A 13,968-nucleotide genomic window follows, 5' to 3' on the forward strand; every position below is an offset into this window, starting at 1 on the left:
AAATTCACCGTACCACTACATTATGATTAGTAATTTTATTACTACCATCGTAGTTATTTATTATTTCTATACTTTCTTCGTCGAAATATTGTCTAGGCAATGGTTTTTAGGGCTGAAGGAGTGTTTATAGTTACTTTGACGTACAACTTATTACTTAACTTGCTGTACTTTTGTGTTACTTGAGTGTTTTTCATTTGTTGCCAGGATGTTGCTGTGTTTTGATGCGTACGCATTTTTACTAGGCCAGATAGTTTAACTAAGGCCTGGGAAATTTGTACAAAACAATAAAACAAGTATTGGGAGCTCTATGATGTTTAACAACTATTTACCCGTAAAGTGCACGAGTATTGCATTAGTTAGTGCAGCAGTAGCTGCGGTAATTTCTACACCTGCCGCATTTGCTGCAACAGAAGAAAGCGCTAATGTGGAAAGAATTCAAGTTACCGGTTCGCGAATAAAAAGAACTGATATTGAAGGCACCACACCTGTTAATATTTTAACAGCGAAAGATATCGAAGATTCAGGTTTATCTACAATTTCTGAATTTCTACGTAATACAGTTTCTGTTGGTGGTTTTAACGAATCTGCAACGCTATCTCAAACCGCTGGGGCTGCGAGTGTTGGCCTAAAAGGTTTTGGCTCTAGTTACACTCTGATATTGCTTAATGGACGTCGACTGCCAAAAAATGCTGCTGGCGGTGTGTTTACAGACATTAACCAAATACCAATGGCAGCCGTTAACCGTATCGAAGTGTTGACTGACTCTGCTTCAGCAGTTTATGGCTCCGATGCTATTGCTGGGGTAATTAATATTATTACTAAATCAGACTTTGATGGTTTTGATTTTAAAGCTAAGTATGGTGCAGCCACCAAACATCAAGATGGTGATGAGTTCCAATTGCAGATGGTTGCCGGAACTTCAACCGAAAAAATGAATATCATGTTTGCCGGTGAATACTTAACTCGTGAGCCAATTCAATTTACTGATCGTGAGATGGGGAATTCAAACTTTCGTGGGGGGCCTGGCGGTGACGGGAGTAGTGGTTATGGTATTCCAGGGTTCGTTGAGTTAACCCAACCTAAGCTTGATGCTGATGGCAACATTGTGCGCAATGATGACGGTGACGTTAGTTATACGAGCCCTGTTATTCCATGGTCAGACTGTGAAGAAGCTAACTCGTGGGGGGGATGTAAGTATTCTTATGCACATCTATACCAAGTCGCACCGAAAGCGAACAAGGTATCGATGTTTACATCAGTTAATTATACTCCTATAGACGACTTGGTTGTCGATGCTCAGTTTAGATATACACGTATGGATATTGTCGTCTCAAATGGTGCAGCACCAGGCTATGCTGACATTACCGAAAGCCCATATTTAGCAGACTTTATAACAAATGATATTTATAAAGATGATCCAGAAGCTGCAAAGTTTTTCTTAGATTCATTAGCAGACCCTAATCTTTCTGGGACGAAGGCCTCTGTTGGTCGTCGTTATTTAGGCTTTGGTAACCGCGAAAAAGATGTTACCAATGACTCTTTCGAGGCGGTTATGGGAGCTGATTACACAATTAGTGACTTATGGAGTACCCGTTTTGATCTTGGTTACTCATCGAGTACTGGTCGTCAAATTGGTCGAGGTGGTCAGCTTATCAAGCCAGAGGTTGAAGCTAAGTTCGCAGACGGTACTTTGAACCCATTTATAATTAATGATTGTCAGTCTGCAGAGCTAAAAGCGACTTGTGATGCGTTACAGGCATCAATACACCGAACTGGTGAATTTGACATGCTCCAATCTACTTGGTCTGTGAGTGGTGGCTTTGAGGATTTGCTTAGCGGTGGTGATATAGGGTTGGCATTTGGTGTCGATTACCGCAGTGAAGAGTATTTAGATCGTTCGGATCCGGCAAGTGTTGCGGGGACGATCATTGGTGGGGCTGGCTCTAATGGTGGTGGTTCACTGACCAACACCGGCGTATTCTTAGAGGTTTCATTACCTGTTCTTGACAACTTAGATATCGAACTAGCAGTGCGTCAAGATAATGCTGACTGGGATATTTCAGATGCATCTGAATTGACCTATTCAGGTCGAATTGGCTACCGTCCAATGGATGGTTTATTGTTGCGCGCCAATTATGGTACGGGCTTTAAAGCACCTGATTTAGACTATTTATTTTTGGCAGAGTCTAGGGGGGTAACCAAAGGCATCGACCAGTTGCTATGTAATAAACAAAAAGCTGCAGGCGGTTCAGCGTCAGAGGGGGATTGCGCAACAACAGAGATTAATTCTCGAAGTGGTGGTAACCCAAATCTAGAGCCTGAAACATCTAAGTCTTGGGGAGCTGGTTTTTCTTACGACATAACCGATGATCTTTCATTGACTGTTGATTACTGGAGCCTCGAGCTTGAAAATATTATTAGTTCTTTATCATTACAAGAGATCTTGGATGATGAGGCTGTTGGACGTAATACGCACCTGGTGACTCGCCATAATGGTGGTATTCGTGGTGATAAAAGGGGCTATGTAGAAACCAACCTACAGAATTTAACTCAGCAATCTGCTAGCGGCATTATTTGGGATCTTGCGTATTCACATGAGTTTAGCTTTGGTACTTTAAAGTCAGGCTTGTATGCTGAGCAATTCCTTACAAATGAGACTCAATCATCTGCTGTACAACCTTTGTGTGACTGGGTTGCTGATGATGCTACTCGTAAGTGGAATGGTAATGCTCATTTGGGATTAACAACAGGTGATTGGACAAATACTCTAAGCGTTCGCTACCTTCCTGGATATGAACAGTATCAAAAGCGTGATACAGCAAATAAATCATGTGATTTAATTGGTAACGTATCAAATGATGACGGAACTACATCTGGCTTTCATCACGCAAGCTACACTCAGTGGGATTGGGTTAGTACCTATGATATAACGGGCCAACAATCAGTTACACTTGGTGTTCGTAACTTATTTGATGCTCAACCTTCATTCAGTCAATGGAACAGCTGGCCGTTCTACCAGCAATCTGTATATAGCAATATTGGGCGTTTCGCATACTTAGAGTACAACTTATCGCTCTAGTTTAAATAGGCATCGAAATAGATGCTTATTGCCTTTGGCGGTTTTCATTAATAGAAGGTGTTCAAACGCATAACCGATAAATCTGATATTGAAATGAACTAGAGTTATCAGTCAAAGTCGCAATAAAAAATCGTTTTATAAGTAATGAAAGGCTAGTATCAAAAGATACTAGCCTTTTTACATATTCGAATATCTACTCTGTGAAACGAAGACTATTTCTTATACGATGCTTTCATCGCAATAGAAATGCAAACTGCAGCGCCGCCCCAGGTTATTATTAACGCCAGTATCATCATCGTCATCGCTCCAGTGCTCATTGATTACGCTCCTCTGGTTGATTTGGGTTAGAAACAAGGCCGATGAAGATGGCGCAGAACAGCATGACTGCGATGAGTCCCCAGCCAAGAAACAGTTGATCGGCAATGGGGTAATCTCCGTAGCCATTTTGAATGGTATTGATAAGGTTTTTGAAAAGGATCCCCGCCAACATAATCGGGCTAATATAGCGTAAGCAGATGACAAGCCATTGACCGACGTTAAACTCACTACAACGGTTGACGTATTCACGTACATTAGCGAGTTTAAATAGCCAGCCCATAATCAGTAGCTCTATTAGACAGCTCGTTAACAGTGCGACATTGTTAATAAAGTAATCGACCAGATCGAGCAGCAGCAAGCCACCATTGCTGGAAAATGCCAGAGAGGTGATATAACCAAGGCCACAGACCAATAATGCAGCCTTTTTTCTCGAAATATTCACTTTATCGATGACGGCGGATACCACAGCCTCAATAATTGATATGTGCGAACTGAGCCCCGCGACCACTAATGCCAAAAAAAACAGCGGACCGAGAATATAAGGGATGGGCAATAAGTTGATCGCCGCAGGAATGGTGACAAAAGCGAGCCCTACGCCAGAGGTTACAACCTCTGTAATTGGTTTTGATTGTTCTGCTGCCATATAGCCTAAGACGGCAAAAATCATGATGCCGCCGAGAATTGAGAATCCGCAGTTAATCAAAACAGTCATAAAGGCATTGTTATTGATGTCTGACTTTTCTGGCAGATAGCTAGAGTAGGCTAGCATGATGGCAAAGCCGACACTTAGGGTGAAGAATATCTGCCCATAAGCAGCTGACCATACCTTAGCGTCTAAAATCTTGCTGAAATCGGGGCGAAACAGGTAGTCTAGACCTTCTAGCGCCCCGGGTAGCATAATGATGCGGCCTATGAGTAATAACACCATAATAAACAGCAGTGGCATCATGATTTTGCTCGCTCGTTCAATACCCGCTTTGACACCTGAGTATACCGCCAAGGTGGTCACTCCCCAGGCTAAAGTCATAGGCAGTGCGATATGAAACTGTAAGCCTCCAAGGTTTGTGGGGGAGTTATCACCTAGCTGCAGGTAGCTTTTAAAGAAAAAGTCGTTGGTGTCAGCGCCCCAGCTTTGAGTGATAGAAAAAACCAGGTAAGACATTGCCCAACCGATAATAGCAACATAGTAAACGGCAATGACTGCCGCTATAAACACCTGAAACCAACCTAACCACTCCAGCTTAACCCCGATACTTTGTCCAAGCTTAGCAAAAACTTTAGGCGCCGCACCGCGGTATTTATGCCCAAGACTAAATTCCATGATCATAAAAGGGATTCCTGCAGAGAGCATGGCAAATAGGTAAGGAATGAAAAAAGCGCCGCCACCATTTTCATAGGCCATATAGGGAAAACGCCAAATATTGCCCAAGCCAATTGCAGAACCCACGGCGGCAAGGATAAAACCTGTTCTTGAGTTCCATTGTTCTCTTTGCATTAAATGCGCCTTTTGTCTTTCCAGCTAGATCTGTCGGGACTAATGGCTTAATTTTAGTCGGAATTCAGAATATTGCTTGATGTCCAAAACGAGAGGGTTTTATTGTGATGGAAAAAATCTAATGATGAAATAGGTCTTAAGCTTTGTTTGAATAGGTTTGTTCTAGAGCGGTAATGCTGGCCAATAACTGTTGATTGGTCCTTGCACTCTTGCCGTGTTTGCTTGCCATTAGCACCACAAAACCATTAATAGCCTCAATTTCGGTTTTACGTTGGTGCTGAACGTCTTGATGCATTGAAGAGTAGTTTGCAGCAGTCAGCTCAATGACTTGGTAAACTCGATCGAGCAGTACCGTTAAATCAAGCATAATGGATTCAGCGGCGGCAACTTGTGCTAATTCTGTCACCGCTGCAGTAATCGTTTTTCGATACTGGGCTGCAGCCAGTTCGCCATTGCGACAATCATGTATTGCGGTCATTGGGTTAATTGCGACATTAATGGCTAACTTTTGCCAAAGCATTGGCAATATATCTTCAAACCATTGGCTTTGTGGAATACTTGATAGTAGCGACATTTTGATTGTTTCACTCAGCATAGGACCGGTGAAATGACCCAGTTGAGTAACGCCTTGGCCTGTTTGTTGTGTGTGCCATGCTGATTTTTTCAATGCGCCTTGGGAAGTAGTACCTAAGCTTAAACCTTGTCCATTAAGCATGTTTGCGACCTCTAAATGTGGTCCCATGCCATTATGCAATAATAAGATGTGGCAATCGTGACGAAGTCGCTTAATGAGAGGCTTAAGTGCCGTTACAACTTGATAGGCTTTTACGCAAACAATGAGCAACTTTGTGTCTACCAGCTGTTGGGACCAATCATTACGGCCTATAAACATAGCGGCGCAAGTTGTTTGTTGTTGCGCTAGATTGGTAAACGTAACGGCTTGTTGCTGTGACTGGTCTGCGCGGCTAATGAAGTTAACCTGAGTATTTGAGCGAGAGAGCTGTTGATAAATGAGTTGCCCAATCGCTCCTGCACCAATGATGGAAACCTGAGGGAGCTTGTGTTTGTCAATGATTGCAGAATAGTTATTAGCACTCATTCTCTAGTTAGACTCTTTGAATAAACAACACATATTGTTAATTGGCATTATTGTCAACAAATCTGCTGGCTTTGAAGTACCTGTTATAGAGCCATTGAGTAAAGTAAAACAACAAAATACCTACCATATCAGCGATAAAGTCGGCAAATGAGGCGCTACGATAAGAGAGTTGTGACTGCACCATTTCGATAAAAACAGCATAGAAAGCCAGTACTATTGCGAGCAGATACCATCTCGGCTTAAAAGCGAAATAGGTTAGGTACGAGAGGACGAAAAAGCTCCCGATATGGCCAATTTTATCAAAGTGAGGAATGGTGTTGATGTTGTAGCTTGGCTTTGAAAAAACCAAGTAACTGACAACCATTAAGGTTACCGCTAGAGCTAACTTAAATATATTCTGTCGGTTGATCACATCATACACACTAAAGAGATTTGTCTTCATCATAGAAAAATAGCCGATTAAAGTCACCAATAACTATGCTTACTATCAATTAAATCTCGTTCGGCTCTTCAAGTCACCGCTGTTCGTGGGTAAAATACGCTCAAATTAATCTTTAAGAGCCAAACGCATGCCTTCAATGGATATTGTTTCAGAAGTGAATGAAGTCGAATTACGTAACGCCGTAGACAACTCGGTACGTGAATTAAAGAGTCGTTTCGATTTTCGTGGCAAGGAAGCGAGCATCGAATATAAAGATCACGTGGTAACACTGTCGGCTGAAGATGATTTTCAATGCCAGCAGTTGGTCGATATCCTGCGTATGCAGATGAGTAAACGTAACGTTGATCCTAAGTCGATGGATGTTGATGACAAGGCGGTGCACAGCGGTAAAACCTTCTCCTTAAGAGTGAAATTTAAAGAGGGGATTGAAACGTTAATTGCTAAGAAGCTGGTTAAACAGATAAAAGATAGCAAACTTAAAGTACAGTCTTCTATTCAAGGGGATTCAGTGCGGGTAACAGGTAAGAAGCGTGACGACCTACAAGCGGTAATGGCTTTAGCTCGCGAAGCTGATCTCGGTCAGCCTTTCCAGTTTAATAATTTTAGGGATTGAGTCGTTATACTATTCGAAAGTTATCACCTAGTCCGAACTTGAATAATTTCAGGGACTGATGAACAGAGAGCTGCTCAAAGAGCAGCTCTCTTAGATTAAGTTGTTATTTTAGTTTGTTGATTTCTTCATTCACTTCATAACCTTTGTCGGTAATAACTTTTTCCAACACCACCAAACGGTGTTTAATACTATCAACCTCATCAATGAGTTTCATCTTGTCACTGCTATCAATTTTTGCTTCTAGTTGTTTCATACGTAAGCGGTATTTAAAAAAATCCGCACCAAAAATGGCAAAAAACACGATAGCGACGATGATTATATTACTGATATCCATATTTAGTCCTTATGACGTCCTGAAGAATAATGTTTTAGCAAAAACTTGGCCAATATTTTAAGTGGTTGATTAAAATCAATTTACTTTTGATTAATTGGGTCCCCTTATAGCCTGAACTTAAACTAATTGATTATTTTGCTTACTCATTAGTGATTTAAACCACCGTATCTAATAAACGCTGTATTCATAAAAGTTATAGGCTATTCATTTGAACAGCACTTTCTGTGATTACAGACCATCGCTGCTATCGCGTTTGCTTATATAAGCTATTTAAATATTAACGGTTAGTTGTTGAGCTCTTTTTGCTGTTCTAAATCTGTTGTGAGTTCGGTTGGCCTGCTGGGCACATATTTTTGCACTAAGAGTATAAGCCCAAGCACCGGGAAACCGATTAAGCTGGCACCGATAAAGAAGCTGACGTAATCATAGGCATCGATATAGGCGCCGGAGAAACCCGCAACAAACTTAGGGAACAACAGCATAATCGATGATAGCAATGCATATTGAGTTGCGCTGTATCCAGTACTCGTTAGACTCGACAGGTAAGCAATAAAGGCCGCAGTGGCCACCCCACCACTGAAGTTATCGACTGAGATCGCCAGCGTTAAAAACGGCACGTTGTAGCCAAGTACAGCTTGGTAAGCAAATAGCAGATTTGTGGTGGCTACGAGAAAGGCACCTAAAAATAGCGTTTTCATGGTGCCATATTTAGCCACTAATAGTCCGCCAGCACCGGCGCCTACCAAGGTCATAATCAGACCATAGACTTTACTTAAGGTGGCAATTTCCGCTTTAGAGAATCCCATGTCGACGTAAAATACGTTAGCCATCACGCCCATCACGATATCTGAGATGCGGTAGGTAGAGATTAACAATAAGATCAGCAGTGCGCTTTTGCCGTAGCGTTTAAAGAAATCAAGAAAAGGCAATACACTTGCGGTGTATAACCAGGATAGAGCACCTGCTACAGCACGAGGGTAACGCTGTGAAAATTTTTGTTTAAGCTCAGCTTCTTTTGCGTCAGCCTCTTTGGCTTCAACTTGCGGCTCGGCGCTAAACAGGGTGGTAATGATACCAATCGACATTAGGCCTGCCATGGCTAAGTAAGCGGTTTGCCATGATTCTAGGCTATAAGCCTCACTGCTCGGCTCAACCCAGGCTGCAATCGTTAATGCCCCTGCGGTGGCGATAATCATCGCGCTGCGATAACCCACTTGGTAGGCGGCCGCTAATGCTGCTTGCATCTTTTCAGAGGCAGATTCAATTCTAAATGCATCGATAACGATGTCTTGTGTTGCTGACGCAAAAGCAACCATCAAAGCAAACAGTGCAAGCTTATCAATGTCGACCAAGGGATCACTTTGGCTCATTCCTATAATGGCAAGCACCAAAGTCAGTTGCGCGAAGATCATCCAGCCACGGCGGCGACCTAAAAAGCGAGTTAACAAAGGTAATGACATGCGATCAACCAGTGGCGACCATGCCCATTTAAAACCATAAACCAAGGCTATCCAGCTAAAATAGCCGATAGCGGTTCTATCTACTCCAGCTTCTCTGAGCCAAAAAGATAATGTTGAAAAAACGAGCATTAAGGGCAAGCCAGCAGAGAAACCAAGCAGCAATAGGCTTAAAACCCGTTTATGGCAGTAGATGGAGAGTGAATCTTTAATGCGTTGGAAATAGGAGAGCTTGGTCACTGAAGGCATATGATTGCTTAACGAGTAAAGATAAAGCTAGCTTACGGTGCAGTGAGTTTGGGTTCAAGGGAATAATACAGTTCTAACTCGCTAACTATTCATTGATACTGGTGTGGCGGGAAAATTGTACGGTGGTGAATGGATTTAGCTCATTAAAAAGCCCAAACCGGATAGGTTTGGGCTTGGGGTGTAGCTTTTAGTTTTAGCTTTAGATAAGAACTAAGGCCTGATCCCTACACATCCTTGAGGTATTTGACCGCCAATACTTAGGTAGTCGCAACAGTCGTCTACCTGTTGCCTCAAGAACTGATTACCTCTGATTGCCCAGCTGGGCCATCTATCGAAGGAATGCAGTAGGTGCCAAAACACACGTTCCATATCCGTTTGCGCATCACCCTGATGGTCATACATCTGCCACTCTTCTAGGGTGTCCCATAGATATAGCTGGATTTCATTGAAATCGAGTTGATTACTTAAAAACGCTTTTCCGTAGAAAGCCAGCTGGGGCGCTTTATCATCAATGAACTGATTTGGTGTCATTGAACCGCCTCCTTTTGCTTTAGCAATATCAGTATAGAACGTCTTTTAGATTTTTTGGTCAATATTTTTTAAATATTTTATAAAATATCCAATGAAGACTGATTAATTAGTCTCTAGGTAATAATTTAGCCCGCTTAAGGATGATATCTTCAACAGGAAAGTCAGGCCATTCTAACTTGCTATTAAACTCTGTTGGCACTAAAGCCATTGCGGCTAATACTTCCATCCCTGAGGTGACTTCGCCAAATACTGCGTAGCCCCAGCGACGAGATGAAGGGTCTAACTTTTCGTTATCTACCACGTTGAAGTAAAACTGGCTGGTGGCGCTATGGGGCTCATTTTCTCGTGCCATAGCAATAGTACCAGTAAGATTCGATAGACCATTGCCAGATTCATTGATGATAGGTTCGTCCGTTGGGCGCTCCTCTTTGTTTAAATCTAGACCACCACCTTGCACCACAAAATCCGCGATAACACGGTGGAACAGAGTATTGTCGTAGTGACCTTTCACGACATAGGTGAGAAAGTTATCAACGGTCAGCGGCGCTCGAGTTCTATCGAGTTCAACCACGATTGTTCCCATACTAGTGTCAAACTCAACTTGCGGATAAAGCGTATTGGGTTGAATATCAACGGCATTGGCAAACGGGGTAAGTAATATTGCGGCTAGGCTAATACATTTTATCATCCAAGATTTCATAATCTTCCTTTGCTATTTTTATTGCTGAATGAACTGGTTAAGTTCTGGGTCGTTAATAATATCGTGGGTTAACTCCCCAAGTAACTTGTTCATCTCAAGCTCAAGGGTGGCAAAATCAGCACCAAAGGGGCCTTTCAGTAACCCTTTTGCACGGTAGCGCTTAGTTAACGACTGATTAGCGTTTTGTGCAATGACATTAATAACAATCTGGCTATTTGCTTCAAAACCAAAGGTGCCTTCATCAACGTCGGTGAGTAACTGCTCTAGTTGGATTTGTAAATGTTTAACCGAACTAGGATCAACACGATAACCAGCTTGTGAAAAACCATCTCTAAATACCTGATCCATTTGCATACGTGGTGCTTCGCTCGGGCTCACTAGGCGAGCAGCGTTGTCGCCATTATTAAACCTGACAATAAAGTTCGCTGAACGTATATCGATAGTATCAATGGCTATCGGCAACTGAATACCTGTTTGTTGGCTAATGTTTGGAACTTCAGGGTTTAATGCAATATGGGTTGGTGCCTGACTGGCACAACCGATAACAGTAAATGCCGCGGCTATGACTAAAAATAAAGATTTCATTATCAAAGGTGTCGTTGAAAATTAGATGGCATCAGCATACCAGAACAGGATCGGAATTCCACAGTAGAGGAAGTTTTAGCTGGGGCAGTGCTTTCGACTGACTTTTATATAGATAATGTTGTAAATGCTGATATATTATGCGCTTGCAGTGCAAATAGACTGCTCGCTTGTTGGTGGGTTAGTAGAATCCACTGCCCTTATAAAGGTGTATTAAAGGAATCAATATGCGTATTTTAACATTAGTTGTCGCGGGGTTATTGAGTTGCAGTGCAATGGCTGCACAAGGAGATCATATAGTTGGTGGAAGCGTTGGCTATGGATTTAATGATTTTGATGGGATAGACGATGAGGACTCATCTGATGGTGATAACTTTGTCTATGATATCTACTATCGCTATATGTGGCACGATAATTTTGGTATCGAAGCGGGCTACTTTGCTGGAGATGCTGGACTTGGGTCGGCACTGACAAGTGTTTTTAACGGTATTAAAAACATTGAGTACTCAGGCTTTAGAGCAGCGCTTTATGGTCAATATCAACTTTCTGAAAGAAATCGCTTGTATGCTAAGTTAGGTGTCAGTGCGAATGAGCTTAGTTATGACAGAGGCCGCCCATTTAGCAATGACGAATATTTTCATGAGAGCAACAATAGCCAAGACCTATATACTGCTGTGGGTTGGGAAGTTCGCTTTCATTCTGGTTTTGGGATGAACATTGAGTACCAGTATATTCCTATTCAAGAGTTAACGGCTCAGAACTTAAACTTTGGTATGAGCTATAAGTTTTAGCAAAGCCAGTTTCGTTAAGCATGGCGTCTTTTTATCTGAAGGCGTCATAAATTTCTTTTTCGCTCAAATCTAGCTGTATATCCCTTTCAAGCACATTAGTAAGCTACCACTAAGATATCCTAATTATTTTATTTACAGTTTGCTAACAAAATATTGCTGAATAGCTTTTAACCTGCATCAGTTCCAGTTAGAGTAAAAGGTCAAATACTTTCATGGAGTTGCTCATTAATGACTGCCAAAAGCACCTTATGGATGCCAAAGATGTTATCCAGTGTAGCGGCGCCACAATCTCTTATCGATGATAGCGGTAGGCCTCAATTCGGCCATTTTGATGGTCCAGTATTAACGCTAGGTATTGATAACTTTAATTACTTTAATGATATGGATAAGCCAGCTTCAAGTTGGGCTAAACATTTCGATTATAAACAGTTTCAATTTGCCAGTATCGTAACGCCTCACTTTGTCATCGGGGTCGCATTGGCTGACATTCGATATGTTGGTAGTGCATTTTGTTATTTGTATGACGTTAAGCAAAACAACTTGATTGAAGCTAGCTGGCTCAAACCGCTGGGGATGGGATATCAAATGTCCGAATCTCCGATGCAAGGCTATGCCAGCATCAAAGGCGCAAAAGGCGAGATCCAGTTTGATATTGAGCAGGGGCAGTGGCGAGTAAAGCTCAATACCCTTGGTATAGACGCTGATCTGATTTTACAACCAGAGCCATTGAGTTTGCCGATGGCGATGTGTAATCCAACGGGGTACAGCGGCTGGACTTACACTCAAAAACATAATGCGTTAACGGTAAAAGGTAAGCTGGCGATTAATCACGAGCCACAACCCTTGCAAAGGGTTACTGCTGGCTATGATTTCAGCGCAGGTTTCATGCGCCGAGAAACTAGCTGGCGTTGGGCAAGTATTAATGCGCTAACAGATACTGGCAGTATTGGGCTAAACCTTGCGGCGGGAGTGAATGAAACTGGCAGCAGCGAAAATGCATTTTGGATTGATGGTGAGCGGCATTTACTGGGAGCGGTTCATTTTGATTTCACCCGCCAAACAACCAAAGAACAGCAAGCAGGTTGTTGGCGGATCTTTTCTGACAATGGCCAAATTGAACTCAACTTTACCCCGCTTAACTGCCGCCAGGAAAAACTGAACCTTTGGTTGATAAAGAGTAACTTTAGGCAGTACCTAGGCCATTACAGCGGCCATATCCTCGATAATTTAGGTAATAAACATCAGTTAGATAATGTATTGGGATTAACTGAAGATCACTTTGCTCGTTGGTAATGATAAAGGATTTATAGGAAATGGATAATAAGATGGATTTTAATTCACTGATCTCACACCCCGAAGTACTGCTTTTGGTACTTGCGCCAATCTTTTTCGTCTGTATTTTGCTGGAATGGTATGTGGGAGATAGGCAAAATCGATTGCCGCTCAATGCTCGTTATCATCTACCTGAAGTCTTGTGTAATTTTGGTTTGGCAGCCATGCACCAAATCACTGACATCCTTACCGGGCTGTTAATTGCGAAACTGTATTTACTGTTTTTTGGCTGGCGCTTATTCGATATAGAGATGAATGGCGCGACATTTGTCGCACTGATGGTTGCTCAAGACTTCTGTTATTACTGGTTCCATCGTGCAAGCCATCGTATTCGTTGGATGTGGGCGGCACACGTTGCTCATCATAGCTCTGAAAATATGAATTTCAGTACTGCATTTCGTCAAAGCTTGATGTACCCCTTGGCAGGAATGTGGATTTTCTGGTTGCCATTAGTCATTGTTGGCTTTGACCCTAATTGGGTGGTATTTGTGGTGCTGCTGAATTTAGGTTTACAGTTCTTTGTGCATACCCAAGCGATAAAATCCTTAGGTATTTTTGAGTGGGTGATTAATACACCTTCACACCATAGGGTGCATCATGGCCGCAATCCGCAATACATTGATAAAAACTATGCCGGTATTTTAATTATTTGGGATCGTCTATTTGGTACTTTTGCCAAAGAAGTTGAAACTGTTCAGTACGGGATCACAAAACCTATTAATAGCTTCAACCCCATAGTCGTGACCTTTACCGAATGGCGCGATATGTTTAAACAAGCATTGAGTGCCAATTTAAGTCCATTACAACGCTTTAAAGTATTATTTGCACCGCCAGCAACAGCAGAGGTTCAATCGGATCAGCAAACTACAGCTGGCGATGGCTCTGCAAGTGATAACTCAAAAGGCGTGGCTGAAGTGAAGTAGCTAGTTGATATCGATTGTTAACC

The 13,968-nt window shown here is 42.2% G+C and carries 14 protein-coding genes; 5 read left to right on the top strand and 9 right to left on the bottom strand.

Translation table 11 applies throughout. The annotated features are described in order from the left end of the window. Positions 1-310: 310 nt before the first annotated feature. Positions 311-3,079 (top strand): TonB-dependent receptor plug domain-containing protein, encoded by a 2,769-nt coding sequence (locus AB4135_RS15620; RefSeq protein ID WP_371994309.1) that lies wholly within the window; start codon positions 311-313, stop codon positions 3,077-3,079. A 212-nt stretch (positions 3,080-3,291) separates the two neighbouring features. Here the strand turns inward: AB4135_RS15620 and AB4135_RS15625 are convergent, their stop codons facing one another. From AB4135_RS15625 to AB4135_RS15640, 4 genes are all read right to left on the bottom strand, one after another. Continuing rightward, on the bottom strand, positions 3,292-3,396 hold the full coding sequence (locus tag AB4135_RS15625) for a MetS family NSS transporter small subunit (protein WP_371994311.1): 105 nt from the start codon (positions 3,394-3,396) through the stop codon (positions 3,292-3,294). Beyond that, positions 3,393-4,892 carry a sodium-dependent transporter gene (locus AB4135_RS15630; RefSeq protein WP_371994313.1) on the bottom strand — a complete coding sequence of 500 codons (1,500 nt, stop codon included), beginning with the start codon at positions 4,890-4,892 and terminating at the stop codon, positions 3,393-3,395. The genes AB4135_RS15625 and AB4135_RS15630 overlap by 4 nt, the downstream gene beginning before the upstream one ends. Positions 4,893-5,028: 136 nt before the next feature. Then, a complete protein-coding gene (locus tag AB4135_RS15635; protein WP_371994314.1) occupies positions 5,029-5,991 on the bottom strand; it encodes a ketopantoate reductase family protein in 963 nt (320 codons plus the stop codon). Positions 5,992-6,028: 37 nt separating this feature from the next. Continuing rightward, positions 6,029-6,403 (bottom strand): VanZ family protein, encoded by a 375-nt coding sequence (locus AB4135_RS15640; protein WP_371994353.1) that lies wholly within the window; start codon positions 6,401-6,403, stop codon positions 6,029-6,031. A 157-nt stretch (positions 6,404-6,560) separates the two neighbouring features. Between AB4135_RS15640 and AB4135_RS15645 the strand changes: the two genes are divergently transcribed. After that, positions 6,561-7,046: a YajQ family cyclic di-GMP-binding protein gene (locus AB4135_RS15645; RefSeq protein ID WP_220736000.1), complete on the top strand. Its 486-nt coding sequence runs from the start codon at positions 6,561-6,563 to the stop codon at positions 7,044-7,046. Positions 7,047-7,149: 103 nt separating this feature from the next. Here the strand turns inward: AB4135_RS15645 and AB4135_RS15650 are convergent, their stop codons facing one another. The 5 genes from AB4135_RS15650 to AB4135_RS15670 all read right to left on the bottom strand — a co-directional run bounded on the left by AB4135_RS15650 (position 7,150) and on the right by AB4135_RS15670 (position 10,902). Continuing rightward, on the bottom strand, positions 7,150-7,380 hold the full coding sequence (locus tag AB4135_RS15650) for a hypothetical protein (RefSeq protein WP_371994316.1): 231 nt from the start codon (positions 7,378-7,380) through the stop codon (positions 7,150-7,152). Between the two features lie 284 nt (positions 7,381-7,664). Continuing rightward, positions 7,665-9,086 carry an AmpG family muropeptide MFS transporter gene (locus tag AB4135_RS15655; RefSeq protein ID WP_371994318.1) on the bottom strand — a complete coding sequence of 474 codons (1,422 nt, stop codon included), beginning with the start codon at positions 9,084-9,086 and terminating at the stop codon, positions 7,665-7,667. Positions 9,087-9,296: 210 nt separating this feature from the next. Further along, on the bottom strand, positions 9,297-9,617 hold the full coding sequence (locus AB4135_RS15660; protein WP_220735998.1) for a hypothetical protein: 321 nt from the start codon (positions 9,615-9,617) through the stop codon (positions 9,297-9,299). 106 nt (positions 9,618-9,723) lie between these two features. Next, positions 9,724-10,305 carry a peptidylprolyl isomerase gene (locus AB4135_RS15665; RefSeq protein ID WP_371994355.1) on the bottom strand — a complete coding sequence of 194 codons (582 nt, stop codon included), beginning with the start codon at positions 10,303-10,305 and terminating at the stop codon, positions 9,724-9,726. A 30-nt stretch (positions 10,306-10,335) separates the two neighbouring features. Further along, entirely contained in the window at positions 10,336-10,902 is a 567-nt protein-coding gene (locus AB4135_RS15670) for a YajG family lipoprotein (protein ID WP_371994319.1), read from the bottom strand. A gap of 224 nt (positions 10,903-11,126) precedes the next feature. Between AB4135_RS15670 and AB4135_RS15675 the strand changes: the two genes are divergently transcribed. The 3 genes from AB4135_RS15675 to AB4135_RS15685 all read left to right on the top strand — a co-directional run bounded on the left by AB4135_RS15675 (position 11,127) and on the right by AB4135_RS15685 (position 13,945). Further along, positions 11,127-11,690, top strand: a complete 564-nt coding sequence (locus AB4135_RS15675; protein ID WP_371994321.1) for a porin family protein — start codon at positions 11,127-11,129, stop codon at positions 11,688-11,690. Between the two features lie 228 nt (positions 11,691-11,918). Continuing rightward, a complete protein-coding gene (locus AB4135_RS15680) occupies positions 11,919-12,983 on the top strand; it encodes a DUF2804 domain-containing protein (protein WP_371994323.1) in 1,065 nt (354 codons plus the stop codon). Between the two features lie 32 nt (positions 12,984-13,015). Beyond that, the gene (locus AB4135_RS15685; protein WP_371994357.1) at positions 13,016-13,945 is read left to right on the top strand and encodes a sterol desaturase family protein; all 930 of its coding nucleotides are present in this window, start codon (positions 13,016-13,018) and stop codon (positions 13,943-13,945) included. The last annotated feature ends 23 nt before the right edge of the window (positions 13,946-13,968 follow it).

It is taken from the genome of Shewanella sp. 10N.286.54.B9 (assembly GCF_041468565.1).
GTDB lineage: Bacteria > Pseudomonadota > Gammaproteobacteria > Enterobacterales > Shewanellaceae > Shewanella.